We start from the raw sequence: 17660 nt of genomic DNA on the forward strand, positions 1-17660 counted from the left end.
GGTACTCACTCGTGGTTGCGGGGTTTCTTGGACGTTCGTTTCGGCGCCTTGATCGCGGCGCCATCGAGCAGCTTGCGGATGGGGGCCGGCAGGCCCAGCGCGGGAAGCTCGTCGGTGGCGACCCAGCGCAGCGTGGGTTCTTCCACGCGCAGGCCGTGTACCTGCCGCGAGAGTACCTGCAGGTGCAGCTTGTAGTGGCTGAAGGTGTGCTGCAGCACCGGCAGCTCTTCGGCGTCTTCCAGGGAGCCTTCAACGTGCACGTCGAACCAGTCCTGCAGCTCGCTGCCGGCGTCGGCCTGCGGCAGCGTCCACAGCTGCGCCCAGATGCCGGTGTCCGGCCGCTTCTGCAGCAGTACGCGCTGCTGGGCATCGCGCAGCAGCAGGGCCACTGCTTCGCGCTCGGGCAGGGTCTTGCTGGGCTTGGGCGTGGGTAGTTCAGCGGTGCGGCCTTCGCGGCGCGCCACGCACGCGTCCTGCAGCGGGCAGATCACGCAGGCTGGCCTGGCGCGGCTGCACACCGTCGCACCCAGGTCCATCTGTGCCTGGGTGTAGTCGGCCATGCGCCCGGCCGGCACCTGCGCCACGTGCGCCTCGGCAATGGCCCACAACTGTTTCTCGATGGCCGGCAGGCCGGGAAAGCCGTCGATGCCGTGGTAACGGCTGAGCACGCGCTTGACGTTGCCATCGAGGATCGCGAACGGGTCGTTCCAGGCCTGGCTGAGGATCGCACCTGCGGTGCTGCGGCCAATGCCGGGCAGTGCATGCAGTGCATCGAAGTCACGTGGCAGATCGCCGTCGTGCAGTTCCACGCAGCGCTTCGCGGCGGCATGCAGGTTGCGTGCGCGGGCGTAGTAGCCGAGCCCGGCCCACTGCGCCATCACCGCGTCATTGCTGGCGGCGGCGAGGTCGGGCAGGGTCGGGAAGTGCTGCAGGAACCGCTGGAAGTACGGGATGACCGTGGCCACCTGGGTCTGCTGCAGCATGATTTCCGACAGCCAGACCCGATAGGGGCTGCGCGGGTGCTGCCAGGGCAGGTCGTGGCGGCCGTGGTCGTCGAACCAGTGCAGCAGGCGGGCGACGAAACCGTCCCGTTCTGCAGTCTCGGCGCTGGCGTGCGGCTGGCGGGGCATTGGAATTCCAGAGAGGCAGCCACCCGTGGGGTGGCTCTACCGGATTGCAGTAGAGCCACGCCATGCGTGGCTGCACGGTGTATCAGGCGCCCAGTGCTTCGGGCAGCAGGGCGTCGACGAAGGCTTCCGGATCGAACACGCGCAGGTCTTCCGGGCGCTCGCCGATGCCGGCGAAACGAATCGGAATGCCGAACTCGCGGGCCAGTGCGAACACCACGCCGCCCTTGGCCGTGCCGTCCAGCTTGGTCACTACCAGGCCGGTCACGTTCACCGCGGCATTGAACTGGCGCAGCTGCGACAGCGCGTTCTGGCCGGTGGTGCCGTCGATCACCATCAGCACTTCGTGCGGCGCGGTGGGATCGATCTTGCCGAGCACGCGGCGGATCTTGCACAGCTCGTTCATCAGGCCTGACTGGGTGTGCAGGCGGCCGGCGGTGTCGGCGATCAGCACCGAGGTGCCGCGGGCCTTGCCGGCCTGCAGTGCATCGAATGCCACCGAGGCGGCGTCCGCGTTCTGGCCCTGCGCGACCACGGCCACGCCGTTGCGCTCGCCCCAGGCCTGCAGCTGGGCCACGGCGGCGGCGCGGAAGGTATCGCCGGCGGCCAGCATCAGGCTGTGGCCGTCATCCTTGAAGCGCTTGGCCAGCTTGCCAATGGTGGTGGTCTTGCCGACGCCGTTGACGCCGACAGTGAGCACCACGAAGGGCTTGGCATTGCGGTCGATCACCAGCGGCTTGGCGACCGGCTGCAGGATCGCGATCAGCTCGGCGCGCAGCGCGGCCAGTAGTGCATTGGCGTCGGCGAACTCGCGCGACTTCATGCGCTTGCGCAGGCCCTCGACCAGGTCGGTGGTGGCGCCCACGCCGACGTCGGCGGTGATCAGCGCGGTTTCCAGCTCGTCCAGCAGGTCGTCATCGAGCTTGGGATTGCGCGAGAACAGGCCGCCGAAGCTGCGCGCGATGACGCTGTTGCGCAAGCGTTCGCGCCAGCCGGGCTTGCCGGCAGGCGCCGGGGCGGCATCGACCGAGGCGGCGGCAGGCAGGTCGTCGGAGACCGCTGCTGGGGTCGGTGCAGGCGCAGGTTCCGGCAGTGGCGCAGGCATCGGCTCGATGGCCGGCGCAGCGACAGGGGCGACGTCGATCTGCGCGATCGGGGCCGGGGCAATGGGTGCCGGGACGGCCGGGACCACCGGAGCGGGAGCCGCCTGGGTGGGCTCGACCGTTACCGGGGCGACCGCTGCCGGGGGCGGCTCAACGAGGGCAGGTGCGGCCGGCGCAGCTACCGGCGCGGGTTCCTTGTCCTCGACCGGCGCGGCCGACGGGAATGCCGCCGCCAGCTCTTCAGCCGAGTAGTGCTGGGTCTTGGGTGCCTCCGCTGCGGGGGCATCCTGGGGCTTCTTGCGGCGGAAAAAACTGAGCATTGGCAAAAGGCGCTGAAATCAGAGGGATATGCTACCACTCGGGCCTGTCCGGCCGATGTGGACTCAAGGTCGCGGCCCACCGGCCGTTAATCGGTCCGGAGGGCTGCGTCGTGCGGCCCGGAGACCGCCATGGACAACGTGATGGGAATCGCCCTCAGCGGGATGCGTGCGGCCCAGCAGGGCGTGCAGGTGGCCGCGCACAACGTGGCCAACCTGGTGACCCCGGACGCCCAGCGCCTGCAGTTGCAGCGCAATACCACCGAGCAGGGTGGGGTGCAGGCTTCGGTGACGTCCACCGGCGCCAATGCCCCCGCGCCGCTGGGTGATCTGCTGGCCGCGAAAGCCGAGGTGGTGGCCTTCGCTGCCAATGCTGCGGTGATCCGCCGCCACGACCAGATGCTGGGCTCGCTGTTGGATCGGGAAGCCTGAGCAACACCGCTTTGGCAGGTGCCAACCGCTGCCCCTGGTGGGCGCCAACCAAGGTTGGCCTCTACCAGGGCAGCAGTGCCAACCAAGGTTGGCACCTACCAGAGCATCGCCAAGCCTTGCCCGGCACCCGATCTGTCGATCAGGCCGACAGTTCCAGCAGCAGCTTGTTCAGGCGCGCCACGTAGGCACCCGGGTCCTTCAGGCTGTCACCAGCGGCCAGTGCGGCCTGGTCGAACAGGACCCGGCCGAGGTCGTCGAAACGCGCGCCATCGGCTTCGGCATCGAGCTTGGCAATCAGCGGGTGGCCCGGATTGATCTCCAGCACCGGCTTGCTGTCCGGCACCTTCTGCCCGCTGGCTTCCAGGATCTGGCGCATCTGCAGGCCCAGGTCCTGCTCGCCGATGGCCAGCACCGCCGGCGAATCGGTCAGGCGGTGCGAGACGCGCACTTCGGCCACGTCATCGCCCAGCACCGTCTTCAGGCGCTCGACCAGGCCCTGCTTGTCCTTCGCCGCCGCTTCCTGCTCCTGCTTGTCGGCCTCGCTCTCCAGCGCGCCCAGGTCGAGGTCGCCGCGGGCGATGTCGACGAAGCCCTTGCCGTCGAAATCGGTCAGGTAGCCCATCAGCCACTCGTCGATGCGGTCGGTCAGCAGCAGCACTTCCACGCCCTTCTTGCGGAACACTTCCAGGTGCGGGCTGTTGCGTACCTGGCTGTAGCTCTCGCCGGTCAGGTAGTAGATCTTGTCCTGGCCTTCGGTCATGCGGCCGAGGTAATCGGCCAGCGACACGCTCTGCGCATCGCCGTCGCCACGGGTGGAAGCGAAGCGCAGCAGGCCGGCCACCTTCTCGCGGTTGTTGTAGTCCTCGGCCGGGCCTTCCTTCAGCACCTGGCCGAATTCCTTCCAGAACGTGGCGTACTGCTCCGGCTTGTCGGCGGCCAGCTTCTCCAGCATGTCCAGCGAGCGCTTGGTCAGCGCCGCCTTCATCGAATCGATGACCGGGCCGGACTGCAGGATCTCGCGCGAGACGTTCAGCGACAGGTCGTTGGAGTCGACCACGCCCTTGATGAAACGCAGGTACAGCGGCAGGAACTGCTCGGCCTGGTCCATCACGAACACGCGCTGCACGTACAGCTTCAGGCCCTTGGGCGCATCGCGGTGGTACAGGTCGAACGGCGCGCGGCCCGGCACGTACAGCAGCGAGGTGTACTCCAGCTTGCCCTCGACCTTGTTGTGGCTCCAGGCCAGCGGGTCGCTGTGGTCGTGCGCGACGTGCTTGTAGAACTCGGTGTACTCGGCATCACTGATTTCGGTGCGCGGACGGGTCCACAGTGCGCTGGCACGGTTGACGGTTTCCCACTCACCGGCGGCGCCTTCTTCACCGCCCTCCTTGGGCATCTGGATCGGCAGGCCGATGTGATCCGAGTACTTCTTGAGGATGCTGCGCAGGCGCCAGCCATCGGCGAAGTCGTGCTCGCCGTCCTTCAGGTGCAGGACGATGCGGGTGCCGCGCTCGGCCTTGTCGACGGTGGCGACGTCGAAATCGCCTTCGCCGCGCGAGGTCCAGCGCACGCCTTCGCCTGCAGCCAGACCGGCGCGGCGCGAGGTCACTTCCACTTCGTCGGCGACGATGAAGGCGCTGTAGAAGCCGACGCCGAACTGGCCGATCAGCTGCGAATCCTTCTTCTGGTCGCCGGACAGCTGGCGCAGGAAGTCGCCGGTGCCGGACTTTGCAATCGTGCCGAGGTGGGCGATGGCTTCGGCGCGGCTCATGCCGATGCCGTTGTCTTCGATGGTGATGGTGTGGGCGGCGGGGTCGAAGCTGACGCGCACGCGCAGCTCGCTGTCGCCTTCCAGCAGAGCCGGCTGGGTCAGGGCCTCGAAGCGCAGTTTGTCGGCGGCGTCGGCGGCGTTGGAGACCAGCTCGCGCAGGAAGATTTCCTTGTTGGAGTACAGCGAGTGGATCATCAGCTGCAGCAGCTGCTTGACTTCGGTCTGGAAGCCAAGGGTTTCGGTCTGGGTGGTCTCGGTCATCGATAAGGCTCCGTGTGCAATGCCGCGCCAGCGCGTGCGGCCTCGCCAAGGGGTATGGCTGATTGTCCCGAAATCAAGGGGTTGGTCGGGCAGGGCTGCGCCCTGCACCCGCAGAGGCCAGAGCAACAGCCGAAGCAACAGCGGGCTATCCGTGGGATGGCGGGGCAGTGTCGGATTGCGGGGACGCCGTGAACCCGTCCTTGGGGGCTTGGCCGCGGCATCCATGCCGCGGACACCCCGCAATCCGACACCGCCCCGCCTTCGACAGTTGGCCGGCGGCCAGTAGATCCACGCCATGCGTGGATGGAATCTCTCAGATATCGAAATCCAAACCAGGGTCAGATCCGCTTTCCGCAGGAAAACGGATCTGACCCCACCTGTATGTCGGGCATCGGATCGCGTCTGGGGTAGAGCCCCCTGAGTCAGGGGGCGGCCGCGAAGCGGCGGGGGTGTGGAAGTTGGTAGGTGGGGCCCGCGTTTCGCGCAGCGAAGCGTGGGAGCGACAGCGCGCATGCGTTGGCGCGTCCCCGGGCGCCGCCCGGCCGAACTACAATCCCGCTCATGCTGAATTTCTCGAATACCTCCCGCCGCCGGGGGCGCCGATGAGCGGTCGTGGGGGCAATGACGGCCAGGTCCGCATCATCGGCGGGCGCTGGCGCAATACCCGCCTGCCGGTGCCGACCCTGCCGGGGCTTCGCCCCAGCAGCGACCGCGTGCGCGAAACCCTGTTCAACTGGCTGATGCCCAGGCTCGGCGGGGCCCGCGTGCTGGACCTGTTCGCCGGCAGCGGTGCGCTGGGGCTGGAGGCGGTCTCGCGCGGTGCCGCCCACGCCACCCTGGTCGAGCGCGATGCACAGCTGGGGCGCAATCTGACCGCTGCGGTGGCCAAGCTGCAGGCCGGCGACCAGATCAGCGTCGTGCAGGCCGATGCCCTGCGCTGGCTGCAGGGCGCACCCGCGCAGCAGGCCGACCTGGTCTTCATCGACCCGCCATTCGCCGATGGCCTGTGGCAGGACGTGCTGGCCCAGCTGCCCCGGCACCTGGCCGCCGATGCCTGGCTGTACCTGGAATCGCCGGCCGGCCACGTGCCGGTGCTGCCGCCGGACTGGCTGCTGCACCGCGAGGGTGGCACCCGCGAGGTGCGCTTTGCCCTGTACCGCCGCGCCACTGCTACACTTTGACCTCATCTGAACATCTGCATCCGCCCATGACCGTGGCCAACCGCCGCATCGCCGTCTATCCCGGCACGTTCGACCCGATCACCAACGGTCACATCGACCTGGTGAGCCGCGCCGCGCCGCTGTTCGAAAAGGTCGTGGTCGGCGTGGCGCAGAGCCCGTCCAAGGGCCCGGCGCTGCCGCTGGAGCAGCGCGTGCAGCTGGCGCGTGGCGCGCTGGCCCACCACGGCAACGTCGAGGTCATCGGCTTCGATACCCTGCTGGCCCATTTCGTACGCTCGGTCCAGGGCGGGGTGCTGCTGCGCGGCCTGCGCGCGGTGTCCGATTTCGAGTACGAGTTCCAGATGGCCAGCATGAACCGTCACCTGATCCCCGAGGTCGAGACCCTGTTCCTGACCCCGGCCGAGCAGCACAGCTTCATTTCGTCCTCGCTGGTCCGCGAGATCGCGCGCCTGGGCGGCGACGTGTCCGGTTTCGTGCCGGCCGCGGTGCTCGAAGCCCTGCGCAAGGTCCGCGAAGCGAAGTCGGCACAGTCGTAAGCCCCGCTGTACCCGCACCCCATTACGTACAACACCACGCACCATTCCGGGAGGAAACCCATGAACACCACCATGCGCGCGATGCTGATCGCTTCGTTGGCCCTGGCCTTCACCGCCTGCAAGAAGGAAGAGGCCGCTCCGGTCGACGAGGCCAAGCAGGCCCTGGTCGCTCCGTCCAAGGACGACGATGCAGGCTGGAAGAAGTACCTGCAGGAAGTGGCGATCCAGAACATGGGCAACATTACCAACAGCCCGTTCCTGTACTACCTCTCGCCGGAATCGGACCCGGACTTCCAGGCCAAGTACGAGCGCCAGACCGAGAGCGCGACCCAGGCCGTGGCCCGTGGCGTGCAGCCGGGCAACATGCTGGCCTTCGGTTCGTCGGCCTCGGGCAAGATGGCTGACATGATCCAGGCCGTGTTCAAGGACGTGTCGCCGGATTCGATGAAGGGCGTGCGCGTCGTCTTCATCGGCCAGTCGGCCGACAATGCCCGCGTGCAGGCTGCGATCCAGCCGACCGGTGCCGAGTACATTTTCGTCGAAGCCAAGTAATACCGAGCCATGGCGGCCATGCTCCGGCATGGCCCGGGCGGCGTCCTGCAGGGGCGCCGCTGATGACCTGACCGGCCCGCGCGCCCGCGCTGGCCGGTCCTTTGTCCCAGGGCGCGGGCGAGGAGTATCGCCGTGTCACTGAAAATCAACGAGCTCTGCGTCAACTGCGACGTATGCGAGCCGGCCTGCCCGAACCAGGCCATTGCGATGGGTGAAACCATCTACGTGATCGACCCTGCGCGCTGCACCGAATGCGTGGGTCATTTCGACGAGCCACAGTGCGTGGTCGTCTGCCCGGTCGAGTGCATCGACCCGGACCCGGAGATCGTGGAAACGGAAGACCAGCTGCTGGCCAAGCTGCGCCAGCTGCAGCACGATCACCCCGAACTCTACGCGGAGCCCCCATCCGAATGAAGACGCTGATCGTCCGCCCCCTGTTGCTGCTCGGCCTGATGCTGAGCCCGATTGCCTGGGCCGACAGCCCGGCCCGTGCCGAGCGCCCCGACGGCGCGGCCATTGCCAGCGGCCACGCGCTGGCCACCCAGGCCGGCATCGACATCCTGGTGCAGGGCGGCAACGCCTTCGACGCCGCGGTGGCGGTGTCGTCCACGCTGGCGGTGGTCGAGCCGATCAGTTCCGGGCTGGGCGGCGGCGGCTTCTTCCTGCTGCACGACGCGGCCACCGGCAAGGACGTGATGCTGGATGCACGCGAGACCGCACCGGCCGCTGCGACCCCGCAGGCTTTCCTGGACAAGCAGGGCAACCTGGACCGTGATCGTTCGGTCAACGGTGCCTGGTCGGCGGGTATTCCCGGCCTGCCCGCAGCGCTGGTCGAACTGTCGGCCAAGTACGGCAAGCTGCCCCTGTCGGCGTCGCTGCAGCCGGCGATCCGCATCGCGCGCGAAGGCTTCCCGGTGTACGACCGCATGGCCAAGGGCTATGCCTCGCGCCGTGAAGTGATGGAGCGTTACCCCGGCACGCGCGAGGTCTACCTGCGCAATGGCAAGCCGATCGCCACCGGTGACCTGTTCAAGCAGCCGGAGCTGGCGCAGACGCTGGAGCGGCTGGCCGCCGGTGGCTTCGATGGCTTCTACAAGGGCCAGACCGGTTCGCTGCTGCTGGCCGGCGTGAAGCAGGCTGGTGGCAAGTGGACCGCCGAAGAGCTGGCCGGCTATCGCGTGAAGCAGCGCGAGCCGATCGTGTTCAATTACAACGGCTGGAAGATCACCACCGCGCCGCCGCCGTCGTCCGGTGGCATCGCGCTGGCCAGCATGCTGCAGATCCTGGAAGGCTGGGATATCAGGAAGATGGACCCGGCGCACCGCACCCACCTGGTGGTGGAGTCGATGCGCCGCGCCTACCGCGACCGCACCTTCTTCCTCGGTGATCCGGACTTCGTGCAGATCCCGCAGAAAGTGCTGACCAGCAAGGACTACGCGCAGGGCCTGCGGGCGACCATCCATCCGGAGAAGGCCACGCCCAGCGACCTGCTGTCGGGCAACCCGACGCCGTTGGAAGACGACGAGACCACGCACTTCTCGATCATCGACCGCGACGGCAACCGCGTTGGCGCCACCCAGACCGTCAACCTGCTGTATGGCTCGGGGCTGATTCCCAAGGGCACCGGCGTACTGCTGAACAACGAGATGGACGACTTCGCGCTGAAGCCGGGCACGCCCAACGCGTTTGGCGTGATGGGCTACGAGGCCAATGCGCCGAAGGCTGGCAAGCGCATGCTCAGCTCGATGACGCCGACCTTCATGGAGAACGCCGACAAGGTGGTGGTGCTGGGCACCCCAGGCGGCAGCCGCATCATCACCATGGTGCTGCTGGGCATCCTCGGCTACGACGCCGGCCTGGACGCACAGCAGGTGGCCGCGCTGCCGCGCTACCACCATCAGTGGCTGCCGGACCTGATCGAGGCCGAGGACGATGCATTCGACGCGGCGACGGTGAAGCAGCTGCAGGCAATGGGCCACAAGATCGATCTGCCGGGTGACGTCGCCGCAGGCGGCCGCGGTTCCAGCCACGTGTGGGGCAACCTGCAGACCGTGGAATGGGACCGCAAGGCGAACAGACTGTTCGGTGGCAGCGACCCGCGCAACCCGGTGGGCAGCGCCCAGGTCGTACCGGCGCGCTGATCCGGTCGCGCCGGCCGCTGGCCGGCAATCTGGCAGATCATCGAAACCCCGCCTTTGTCGGCGGGGTTTTCTGTTTCCTTTCTAGCGATTATTTAACGAGCCGGCGCCGATAATCGGCGCATGAAACTCTGGTCTATTCGTGGAAACTCGCAGCGCCTTGATGGCGGTGCGATGTTCGGCAACGCACCGCGTGCGTTGTGGGAAAAATGGGCGGCACCGGACGAGCTCAATCGCATCGAGCTGGCCTGCCGTGCGCTGCTTGCCAGCCCGCTGGAAGGCAAGACGGTGCTGTTTGAAACCGGCATCGGTGCATTCTTCGACCCGCGCATGCGTGAGCGCTATGGCGTGCAGGAAAGCCAGCACGTGCTGATCGATTCGTTGCGCGAAGCGGGTTTCGAGCATGAGGACATCGATGTCGTCGTGCTCAGCCACCTGCATTTCGATCATGCCGGCGGCCTGCTGGCGGCATGGAGCGAAGGTCGCGAGCCCGAATTGCTGTTCCCCAACGCGACCTACGTGGTCGGCGCGCAGCATTGGCAGCGCGCCGTGCAACCGCACCCGCGTGACCGGGCCAGCTTCATTCCGGAGCTGCCCGGCCTGCTGCAGGCCAGTGGCCGGCTGGAAGTGGTGGACGGGGAGTACTCGAAGATCCTCGGCCGCAGCGTGCGCTTCAGCTACAGCGACGGGCATACGCCGGGACTGATGCTGGCCGAGATCGTCGGTCACGCGCATGCAGGCGAGGGTGCGCACGGTGGCGTGGTGTTCTGTGCCGACCTGATTCCAGGGCGTTCATGGGTGCACGTGCCGATCACCATGGGTTACGACCGCAACGCCGAACTGCTGATCGACGAGAAGCGGCAGTTCCTTGAAGACAAGCTGGCGCGCAACGTACGGCTGTTCTTCACCCATGACCCGCAGGTCGCGCTGGCGCAGCTCGGGCGCGATGACAAGGGGCGTTTCGTGACCCTGCACGAGCAGGGCGAGCTGAAGGCGCGCGCCCTGGGGTAATGAAAAGGCCGGGCAATGCCCGGCCTTCCACTGACGCGGCAGATCCACGCCATGCGTGGATGGCGCCCTGCAAGAGACAGGCGTCAAGACGCCTTCAGGCAGCTGCTCATGAAGGTCTTGCGCGCATCACCGGCCAGCTTCTTGGCGCCCGCGTCGGCGTTGCACTTGCGCATGCGTTCCTGCTGCGCATTGGCCGGCTTGGAGTCGGCAGCGTGGCCGCTGAGGCAGGAACTCTGCGCGGTCTTGTAGGCATCACCCTTCAAGCCCTTGTTCTTGGCCGAGCATTCGGCCATGCGCTGCTGCTGCGGGGTGGTGGCGTTGGCAGCCAGGGGCAGGCCGACCAGCAGGGCGGCGGCCAGCAGGAAAGAGGCTTTCATCAGGGTGCTCCAAGCGGTGGCGGGTGCGCGGAGCATTCGCTTCCGGCCCGCAAGGCCACGTGAAGAATCGCGCCTCGGCTGCGTCCGCTTGCATCGGCATTCAGATCGGCGTATTACTTAGCCATATGGGTAAGTATGATCCCGCCATCCAGGAAGTCTTCCACGCACTGGCCGACCCGACCCGTTGCGCGATCGTGGCCGCGCTGGGGCAGGGGCCACGCACGGTGTCGGTGCTGGCCGAGCCTTTCCAGATGGCCTTGCCCTCGCTGATGAAACATCTGGCCGTGCTGGAACGCAGCGGCGTGGTGCGCAGCCACAAGCAGGGGCGCATACGCACCTGCGAACTGGTGCCGGCGCGGCTGGGCCAGGCCGAGCAGTGGCTGGCCGAACAGCGTGCCGTGTGGGAGGCGCGCGCCGACCGCATGGTCGATTTCGTCGAAACCCTTCACCGACAGGAGCAGGCCCGTGGCCGTAGACGCAGGTAACAACCCCGATACCGATCTGGTCATCAGCCGTGTGTTGAACGCACCGCGCGCGGCCTTGTGGCGGGCGTGGACCGACCCGGAACTGCTGCGCCAGTGGTGGTGCCCGGAGCCGTGGACCACCGAGGTGCGCGCATTCGACCTGCGCCCCGGCGGGGCCTTCCACACCTTCATGCAGGGCCCGGATGGCGGCAGCAGTGACAATCCGGGCAGCTTCCTGGAGATCGTGCCGCAGCAGCGCCTGGTGTTCACCTCGATGCTGGGCGCAGGCTGGCGGCCGCAGTCACCCTGGCTGGGCTTCACCGCCATCATCACCATGGAGGACGAGGGGCAGGGCTGCCGCTACACGGCGCGGGTGATGCACCCGGACAAGGCCCTGCGTGACCAGCATGAGCAGCTGGGCTTCTTCGACGGCTGGAACACCGTCATCGGCCAGCTGGAAACCTTCGCAGCCGGGCTGTAGGCCGGAATGCGGGATGGGGTCAGATCCCTTTCGCAGAAAGGGCTCTGACCCCGGCTCGCCGGCTCAACCGACGCGGGTACCGAAGATGCGGTCACCGGCGTCGCCCAGGCCCGGCAGGATGTAACCCTTGTCGTTGAGCTGGGCATCGATGGCCGCGGTGTAGATTTCCACGTCCGGGTGCACGGCCTTGACCGCTTCGATGCCTTCCGGCGCGGCCACCAGGAAGATGCCCTTGATGCGGCGTGCGCCGGCACGCTTGAGCATGTCGATGGTGGCGATCAGGGTGCCGCCGGTGGCCAGCATCGGGTCCAGGATCAGCGCGTCGCGCTCTTCCAGGCGGCCGGTCAGGCGCTCGAAGTAGGGCACCGGCTGCAGGGTTTCCTCATCGCGCTGCAGGCCGACCACGCTGACGCGGGCGGCGGGGATCAGTGACAGCACGCCGCTGAGCATGCCCAGGCCGGCACGCAGGATCGGCACCACGGTGATCTTGGCGCCGGCAATGCGCTGCACCGTGACCGGGCCGGCCCAGCCGGGCAGGGTGTGCGGCTCGGTGTCCAGGTCGGCGGTGGCCTCGTAGGCCAGCAGCGTACCCAGCTCGTTGGCCAGTTCGCGGAAATCCTTGGTGCTGAGCGCGGCATTGCGCATCAGGCCGATCTTGTGCTGCACCAGCGGGTGGCGCACTTCGACGATCTTCATGGTCGGGAAGGGGGAAAAGGAGAGAGGACGCCATTTTGCCGGATTGGCGTGTCGAACCCCAAACCGGGCCCCGAGCCGCCGTACATGAAATGTGCAGATGCATGTCACGGTCATGCAACCTTGCGGACATACCGTGCAGACCCATTCTTAACAGGAATGGGGATTCCCAGTGCATATCAAGACTCCGTTGGCCGTTGCCATCACCCTGACCCTGGCGATGGGGGCCGCAGCCCCGCTGCAGGCCGCCGGGCAGCAGGCGGTAGCCGCCACCGGCGCCGTGGCGGCCGACGCGGTCGACCTGGATCGCATTGAAGTGCGCGCCCAGCTCGAATCGCAGATCCGTGCAGTCGACCTCAAGCGCAGCAGCGATGCCATCGAGGATGCGGTGTCCTCCGATGCCCTGGGCCAGTACCCGGACAAGAACGTGGCCGAATCACTGCAGCGCCTGCCGGGCGTCAGTGTGACCCGCGACCAGGGCGAAGGCCGCTTCGTGGTCATTCGTGGCCTGGATGCCAATCTCAACAGCGTCAGCGTGGACGGCATCGCCATCGGCACGCCGGAAGATTCCAGCCGTGCCGCGCCGCTGGACGTGATCCCCTCCGATTCCACCGAGCGCCTGCGCGTGGTCAAGTCGCCGACCCCGGACATGCCGGGTGATGCCATCGGTGGCGCCGTGCTGGTGGAATCGGCGTCGGCCTTCGACCGCGACGGTCGCAGCCTGCGCGGCAAGATCGAGGGCAGCCACCAGCAGCTGTCCGGCGAGACCAGCCCCAAGGCCGCCTTCAACTACAGCGAGGTGTTCAACGATACCTTCGGCGTGGCGCTGGGCGTGAACTACCAGAAGCGGAAGTTCGAGTCGGACAACACCGAAGTGGAGTACGACGGCGAGGACGATGCCGCCCCCGGTGACGTGACTGCGATCAACCTGCAGCACCGCAAGTACGAGATCGAGCGCAAGCGCATCGGTGCCAACCTCAACCTCGACTGGCGTCCCAACGAAGACAGCAAGTACTACCTGCGCACGCTGTACAGCCAGTTCGATGATGCGGAGACCCGCCAGCGCGTGATTTTCAACTTCGACGACGCGAAGATGGTCAAGACCGGCACCGACCAGTACCGCCTGGACGGCATGCCGAAGGATTCTATCGACAAGCGCATGCGCTACCGCACCAAGAAGGAAAACACGTTTGCGGCCAGCCTCGGTGGCGAGAACAAGCTGACCAACGCCGTGGTCGATTACCGGATCGGCTACACCCGTACCGAAGAGCGCGTGAACGACGAGATGGAGGCGCGCTTCAAGCTCAACGGCAAGGTCTTCAACGGCACCCTGGACCAGAGCAGCCGCCTGCCGAGCTACAGCTTCGACAACCCGCAGTGGCTGGACAACAGCAACTACGCGTTCGACCGCTTCGTGCTCTCGCCCAAGCAGGTGAACGACAAGGAACACAGCGCACAGGTCAACGTGCGCTTCGACGGCGACAGCAGCAGCATCAAGTTCGGCCTGCTTGGCCGCTGGCGCGACCGCGACGTGAATGTGGATGAGCGCGAACTGCGTGTCGGCCCGAAGGTGGCGCTGTCGAGCTGGACCACTTCCTCGCCGGAGCATCGCCACGGCAACATGGGCGATGGCATGGACTCGGCCGCGATGCGCGCGTTCTGGGCGGCCAGCGGCAGCCAATACAGTTCCCGCCCGCAGGACGTCGGCGGCAATGCAATGACGTCGCTGGAAGAGGATTACGTGGCCAGCGAGGACATCTTCGCCAGCTATGCCATGGGTACCTGGGACGTAGGCGCGCTGCGCATCATCGGCGGCGTGCGCGTGGAGAACACCCGCTTCAAGGCGGTCGGCAACCAGGTGGACGTGGCCGCCAACGGCCGCAGCTTCACCGTCACCCCGCGCGTGGCCAACAGCAGCTACACCAACGTGCTGCCGGGCCTGCACCTGCGCTATGACGCGGCCGATGACTGGGTGCTGCGCGCCTCGGCCAACAAGACCGTATCGCGCCCGTCCTTCGGCGACGTCTCGCCGCGCGTGGGTTACAGCCGGGGTGACGAGGAAGTGCGCCTGGGCAATCCGGAACTCGATCCGTACGAGTCGAAGAACATCGACCTGTCGGTGGAGAAGTACATCGGCAGCAGCGGCATCGTTTCGCTGGGCCTGTTCCACAAGTCGATCGATGGCTACATCGTGGAAACCGTGCGTACCAATGATCCGGCCTACGGTGGTTTCGACGTGACCCAGCCGATCAATGGCCGCAAGGCCACCGTGCGTGGTGCGGAATTCAACTGGCAGCAGCAGCTGGCCTTCCTGCCGGACGGCCTGGATGGCCTGCTGGTCGGTGCCAGTGGCACCTGGCTGGATACCAAATTCGATGCCGGCATCAAGGATCGGGAGGGCGAGGACTTCACCCTGCCGCGTGCCTCCAAGCATGTCTACAGCGCGCACATCGGCTATGAAAAATATGGTGTAAGCACGCGCCTGGCGGCGGTGTACCGCAGCGAGTACCTGGACAGCATCGGCAAGGGGCGCGCATTCGACATCTATGTGGCACCCAACACCCAGCTCGATTTCTCGCTGGATTACAAGTTCACCCCGCGCGTGAGCGTGTACTTCGAAGCGCAGAACCTGCTGGACAAGCCGCTTGAGCTGTACCAGGGCACGCGTTCGCGCACCCTGCAGATGGAAGAGTACGGCCGCACCTATGCGCTGGGCCTGAAGGTGGCGCTGTGATGGGGCGTGGCGTCACTGTCCTGGCCGCCGCGCTGGCGGCCACGCTGGTCGCCGGCTGCACGCCGGCCACCGGCACCGATCCGGTTGCGGGAGCGGTCGCGCCGGCCGCCAGCGGCGGGCGCGTGGTGACCACCATCGCCGAGGCCTTCCTTTCCCCGATGACCCCGGCCGACAACATCGACTCGCCGGCGGCCTGGCGCGCGCCGGACGGCACGCTGTGGCTGATCGCCACCGCCAAGGCCACCGACAAGCTGGTGGTCTACGACGGCAGCACCGGCCAGCACCTGCGTGACGTCGGCAGCAGCGGCACCGCACCGGGGCAGTTCGACCGCCCAAACGGCATCGCGGTGACCGACGACCTGCTGTGGATCGTGGAGCGCGACAATCACCGCGTGCAGGTGCTGAGCCTGCCGGACTTCACGCCGCTGGCGACGTTCGCTGCGGACGACCTGCGCAAGCCGTACGGGCTGTGGGTCGACCGCCGTGCCGATGGCTACAGCGTCTACGTCACCGACTCCTGGGACAACGGCGAGGATGCGCAGGGGCGTGACATCCTGCCGCCGCTGGCCGAGCTGGACAAGCGCGTGCGCCAGTACCACGTGACCCGCGATGGCGCCAAGGTCGAGGCGAAGCTGGTGGCCAGCATCGGCGATACCACCGAAGCCGGTGCGCTGCGCGTGGTCGAGTCGATCTGGGGCGACCCCGAGAACGACCGGCTGCTGATTGCCGAAGAGGACGAGAGCTACGCCAGCGAGTTCAAGGTCTACACGCTGGCCGGACGCTTCACCGGTACCACCTTCGGCCGCGACGTGTTCAAGGCGCAGGCCGAAGGCGTGACCCTGCGCACCTGTGGCGAGGACGGCTGGTGGATCACCACCGAGCAGGGCAAGCAACGCAGCGTGTTCCACCTGTTCGACCGGCACACGCTGAAGCCGGTCGGCGCGTTCCAGGGCAACACCGTGGCCAACACCGATGGCATCTGGATGATGCAGCAGCCCAGCGCGCGCTTCCCGCACGGTGCGCTGTATGCGGTGCATGACGACCAGGGCGTGGTGGCGTTCGACTGGGAGAGCATCGCCAAGCAGCTCGCGCTGCCGCTGGAGTGTGGCGCATGAGCCGGCAGTGCGTGATGCGCGCGCTGGCGCTGGGCCTGCTGCTGGCGCTGCCGTCGCTGTCGTTCGCGGCGGCCGAACCGAATACCCAGGTGCCGGCGGGTAGCCGCCACTACGCAGCGACGTCGGTGCCGGACCGCATCGTCGCCTCGCCCTCGGCTGATCCCAGCCACGGTTTCGCCGTGGCCTGGCGTACCGATGGCAGCGTGCAGGCGCCACTGCTGGAGATCGCGCTGGCCGCAGATTCGCCGGCCATCGAGGGCATCCGCCAGGTGCGTGCGACGACGCGTGCGCTGCAGACCGAGAACGGGCTGTCGCACCATCACCGTGCCGACATCGATGGCCTGCAGCCGGACACCCAGTACGTCTATCGCGTGCAGGGCAATGGCAGCTGGAGCGCCTGGAACCAGCTGCGCACGCTGGCCGGCGCCGACCAGCCGCTGACCCTGCTGTACTTCGGCGATACCCAGAACAAGAACGTCAGCCATGTCAGCCGCGTGGTGCGTGCCGCGCAGAAGGCTGCGCCGCAGGCGCGCATGAGCCTGTTCGCCGGTGACCTGGTCAGTGGCGGCGACAACATGGACGACAGCGAATGGGGCGAGTGGTTTGCCGCCACCGGCTGGCTGGCGCAGGAAACGCTGGTGGCCCCCGCGATCGGCAACCATGAGTACTTCGAGGAATTCGAGGACACCCCGCAGGAGCGTCGCGTGCTGGGCCGGCACTGGCCGGTGACCTTCGCGCTGCCGGGCAATGGCGCCACCGCCGCGCAGCAGACCAGCTACTGGTTCGATGCACAGGGCGTGCGCGTGGCCGTGGTCGATGGTACCTCGGCACTCGACCTCGGCACGGCCAAGGCGCAGGCACAGTGGCTGGATAAGGTCCTGACCGGCAACCCGCAGCCATGGACCATCGTGCTGCTGCACCAGCCGTTCTACTCGCCGCGCGAAGGGCGCGAGAACGCCGCGTTGCGTGACGTGCTGCTGCCGGTGGTACGCCGCCACAACGTCGATCTGGTGCTGCAGGGCCACGATCACACCTATGGCCGCCGTGGCGAAGGGCAGGCCGCGACGCCGCAGTATGTGGTGACCGTGGCCGGACCGAAGCAGTACCGCCTTTCCGACGAAGCGCGCAGGACGATGGACCCGGTGGCCGAGGACACCCAGCTGTTCCAGGTGCTGAACATCGACCCGCAGCACCTGCGCTATGAAGCACGCACCGTGACCGGCCGTCTTTACGATGCCTTCGAACTGCGTCGTGATGCCAAGGGTGGAAAGCAGCGCACGGAGCTGACCGAAGGCCGCATCGCACCGCGCGACTGCCCGCGTGCGCAGACCGCCACGGGTCGCGCCGACCGCTGCTGGGAATGACGA

General features: G+C 67.2%; 17 protein-coding genes. 12 read left to right on the forward strand and 5 right to left on the reverse strand.

Features of this window, described 5'->3' with window-relative positions; all coding sequences use genetic code 11:
* Window positions 1–5: 5 nt before the first annotated feature.
* Both mutY and ftsY read right to left on the reverse strand, forming a co-directional pair.
* The gene (mutY, locus tag ACXI0D_RS01430) at window positions 6–1130 is read right to left on the reverse strand and encodes an A/G-specific adenine glycosylase (protein WP_119007678.1); all 1125 of its coding nucleotides are present in this window, start codon (window positions 1128–1130) and stop codon (window positions 6–8) included.
* An 82-nt stretch (window positions 1131–1212) separates the two neighbouring features.
* The gene (gene ftsY, locus ACXI0D_RS01435; RefSeq protein WP_479642156.1) at window positions 1213–2550 is read right to left on the reverse strand and encodes a signal recognition particle-docking protein FtsY; all 1338 of its coding nucleotides are present in this window, start codon (window positions 2548–2550) and stop codon (window positions 1213–1215) included.
* 129 nt (window positions 2551–2679) lie between these two features.
* Here ftsY and ACXI0D_RS01440 point away from each other — a divergent pair, with 129 nt between their 5' ends.
* On the forward strand, window positions 2680–2979 hold the full coding sequence (locus ACXI0D_RS01440; protein WP_049445474.1) for a hypothetical protein: 300 nt from the start codon (window positions 2680–2682) through the stop codon (window positions 2977–2979).
* Window positions 2980–3118: 139 nt separating this feature from the next.
* Here ACXI0D_RS01440 and htpG read toward each other — a convergent pair whose 3' ends face one another.
* Entirely contained in the window at window positions 3119–5011 is a 1893-nt protein-coding gene (gene htpG / locus ACXI0D_RS01445) for a molecular chaperone HtpG (RefSeq protein ID WP_101765274.1), read from the reverse strand.
* 602 nt (window positions 5012–5613) lie between these two features.
* Here htpG and rsmD point away from each other — a divergent pair.
* The 6 genes from rsmD to ACXI0D_RS01475 all read left to right on the forward strand — a co-directional run bounded on the left by rsmD (window position 5614) and on the right by ACXI0D_RS01475 (window position 10429).
* Complete coding sequence (rsmD, locus tag ACXI0D_RS01450; protein WP_101765275.1) at window positions 5614–6192, forward strand: 16S rRNA (guanine(966)-N(2))-methyltransferase RsmD; 579 nt, start codon at window positions 5614–5616, stop codon at window positions 6190–6192.
* A 26-nt stretch (window positions 6193–6218) separates the two neighbouring features.
* Window positions 6219–6728, forward strand: coding sequence for a pantetheine-phosphate adenylyltransferase (coaD, locus tag ACXI0D_RS01455; RefSeq protein ID WP_014036814.1), 510 nt, complete (start codon window positions 6219–6221; stop codon window positions 6726–6728).
* A 60-nt stretch (window positions 6729–6788) separates the two neighbouring features.
* On the forward strand, window positions 6789–7280 hold the full coding sequence (locus ACXI0D_RS01460) for a hypothetical protein (RefSeq protein ID WP_004153167.1): 492 nt from the start codon (window positions 6789–6791) through the stop codon (window positions 7278–7280).
* Window positions 7281–7412: 132 nt separating this feature from the next.
* Entirely contained in the window at window positions 7413–7694 is a 282-nt protein-coding gene (locus ACXI0D_RS01465) for a YfhL family 4Fe-4S dicluster ferredoxin (protein WP_004153175.1), read from the forward strand.
* Entirely contained in the window at window positions 7691–9421 is a 1731-nt protein-coding gene (ggt, locus tag ACXI0D_RS01470) for a gamma-glutamyltransferase (protein ID WP_479642157.1), read from the forward strand. Before ACXI0D_RS01465 ends, ggt begins: the two co-directional genes overlap by 4 nt.
* Before the next feature lie 120 nt (window positions 9422–9541).
* On the forward strand, window positions 9542–10429 hold the full coding sequence (locus ACXI0D_RS01475) for an MBL fold metallo-hydrolase (RefSeq protein WP_049445465.1): 888 nt from the start codon (window positions 9542–9544) through the stop codon (window positions 10427–10429).
* Window positions 10430–10512: 83 nt separating this feature from the next.
* Here the strand turns inward: ACXI0D_RS01475 and ACXI0D_RS01480 are convergent, their stop codons facing one another.
* Window positions 10513–10806 (reverse strand): PsiF family protein, encoded by a 294-nt coding sequence (locus tag ACXI0D_RS01480; RefSeq protein WP_049445544.1) that lies wholly within the window; start codon window positions 10804–10806, stop codon window positions 10513–10515.
* A gap of 59 nt (window positions 10807–10865) precedes the next feature.
* Here ACXI0D_RS01480 and ACXI0D_RS01485 point away from each other — a divergent pair, with 59 nt between their 5' ends.
* Window positions 10866–11291 (forward strand): ArsR/SmtB family transcription factor, encoded by a 426-nt coding sequence (locus tag ACXI0D_RS01485; RefSeq protein WP_259337449.1) that lies wholly within the window; start codon window positions 10866–10868, stop codon window positions 11289–11291.
* On the forward strand, window positions 11272–11751 hold the full coding sequence (locus ACXI0D_RS01490; RefSeq protein WP_049445461.1) for an SRPBCC family protein: 480 nt from the start codon (window positions 11272–11274) through the stop codon (window positions 11749–11751). The genes ACXI0D_RS01485 and ACXI0D_RS01490 overlap by 20 nt, the downstream gene beginning before the upstream one ends.
* A 63-nt stretch (window positions 11752–11814) precedes the next feature.
* Here the strand turns inward: ACXI0D_RS01490 and upp are convergent, their stop codons facing one another.
* Complete coding sequence (gene upp, locus ACXI0D_RS01495; protein ID WP_005409099.1) at window positions 11815–12447, reverse strand: uracil phosphoribosyltransferase; 633 nt, start codon at window positions 12445–12447, stop codon at window positions 11815–11817.
* 217 nt (window positions 12448–12664) lie between these two features.
* On the opposite strand from upp, the gene ACXI0D_RS01500 reads away from it, so the two are divergent.
* From ACXI0D_RS01500 to ACXI0D_RS01510, 3 genes are read left to right on the forward strand one after another with little or no spacing between them, the layout of a single operon-like run.
* Entirely contained in the window at window positions 12665–15178 is a 2514-nt protein-coding gene (locus ACXI0D_RS01500; protein WP_479642208.1) for a TonB-dependent receptor, read from the forward strand.
* Window positions 15178–16293: an NHL repeat-containing protein gene (locus tag ACXI0D_RS01505; protein ID WP_049445457.1), complete on the forward strand. Its 1116-nt coding sequence runs from the start codon at window positions 15178–15180 to the stop codon at window positions 16291–16293. Before ACXI0D_RS01500 ends, ACXI0D_RS01505 begins: the two co-directional genes overlap by 1 nt.
* Window positions 16290–17657, forward strand: a complete 1368-nt coding sequence (locus ACXI0D_RS01510; RefSeq protein WP_119007682.1) for a purple acid phosphatase family protein — start codon at window positions 16290–16292, stop codon at window positions 17655–17657. Before ACXI0D_RS01505 ends, ACXI0D_RS01510 begins: the two co-directional genes overlap by 4 nt.
* Window positions 17658–17660: the final 3 nt, after the last annotated feature.

The organism is Stenotrophomonas sp. C9D9 (assembly GCF_056491205.1).

Coding starts and splice junctions, on each gene's coding strand:
- mutY (WP_119007678.1), bottom strand. CDS start 1,130: ATGCCCCGCCAGCCGCACGCCAGCGCCGAGACTGCAGAACGGGACGGT.
- ftsY (WP_479642156.1), bottom strand. CDS start 2,550: ATGCTCAGTTTTTTCCGCCGCAAGAAGCCCCAGGATGCCCCCGCAGCG.
- ACXI0D_RS01440 (WP_049445474.1), top strand. CDS start 2,680: ATGGACAACGTGATGGGAATCGCCCTCAGCGGGATGCGTGCGGCCCAG.
- htpG (WP_101765274.1), bottom strand. CDS start 5,011: ATGACCGAGACCACCCAGACCGAAACCCTTGGCTTCCAGACCGAAGTC.
- rsmD (WP_101765275.1), top strand. CDS start 5,614: ATGAGCGGTCGTGGGGGCAATGACGGCCAGGTCCGCATCATCGGCGGG.
- coaD (WP_014036814.1), top strand. CDS start 6,219: ATGACCGTGGCCAACCGCCGCATCGCCGTCTATCCCGGCACGTTCGAC.
- ACXI0D_RS01460 (WP_004153167.1), top strand. CDS start 6,789: ATGAACACCACCATGCGCGCGATGCTGATCGCTTCGTTGGCCCTGGCC.
- ggt (WP_479642157.1), top strand. CDS start 7,691: ATGAAGACGCTGATCGTCCGCCCCCTGTTGCTGCTCGGCCTGATGCTG.
- ACXI0D_RS01475 (WP_049445465.1), top strand. CDS start 9,542: ATGAAACTCTGGTCTATTCGTGGAAACTCGCAGCGCCTTGATGGCGGT.
- ACXI0D_RS01480 (WP_049445544.1), bottom strand. CDS start 10,806: ATGAAAGCCTCTTTCCTGCTGGCCGCCGCCCTGCTGGTCGGCCTGCCC.
- upp (WP_005409099.1), bottom strand. CDS start 12,447: ATGAAGATCGTCGAAGTGCGCCACCCGCTGGTGCAGCACAAGATCGGC.
- ACXI0D_RS01500 (WP_479642208.1), top strand. CDS start 12,665: ATGGGGGCCGCAGCCCCGCTGCAGGCCGCCGGGCAGCAGGCGGTAGCC.
- ACXI0D_RS01505 (WP_049445457.1), top strand. CDS start 15,178: ATGGGGCGTGGCGTCACTGTCCTGGCCGCCGCGCTGGCGGCCACGCTG.
- ACXI0D_RS01510 (WP_119007682.1), top strand. CDS start 16,290: ATGAGCCGGCAGTGCGTGATGCGCGCGCTGGCGCTGGGCCTGCTGCTG.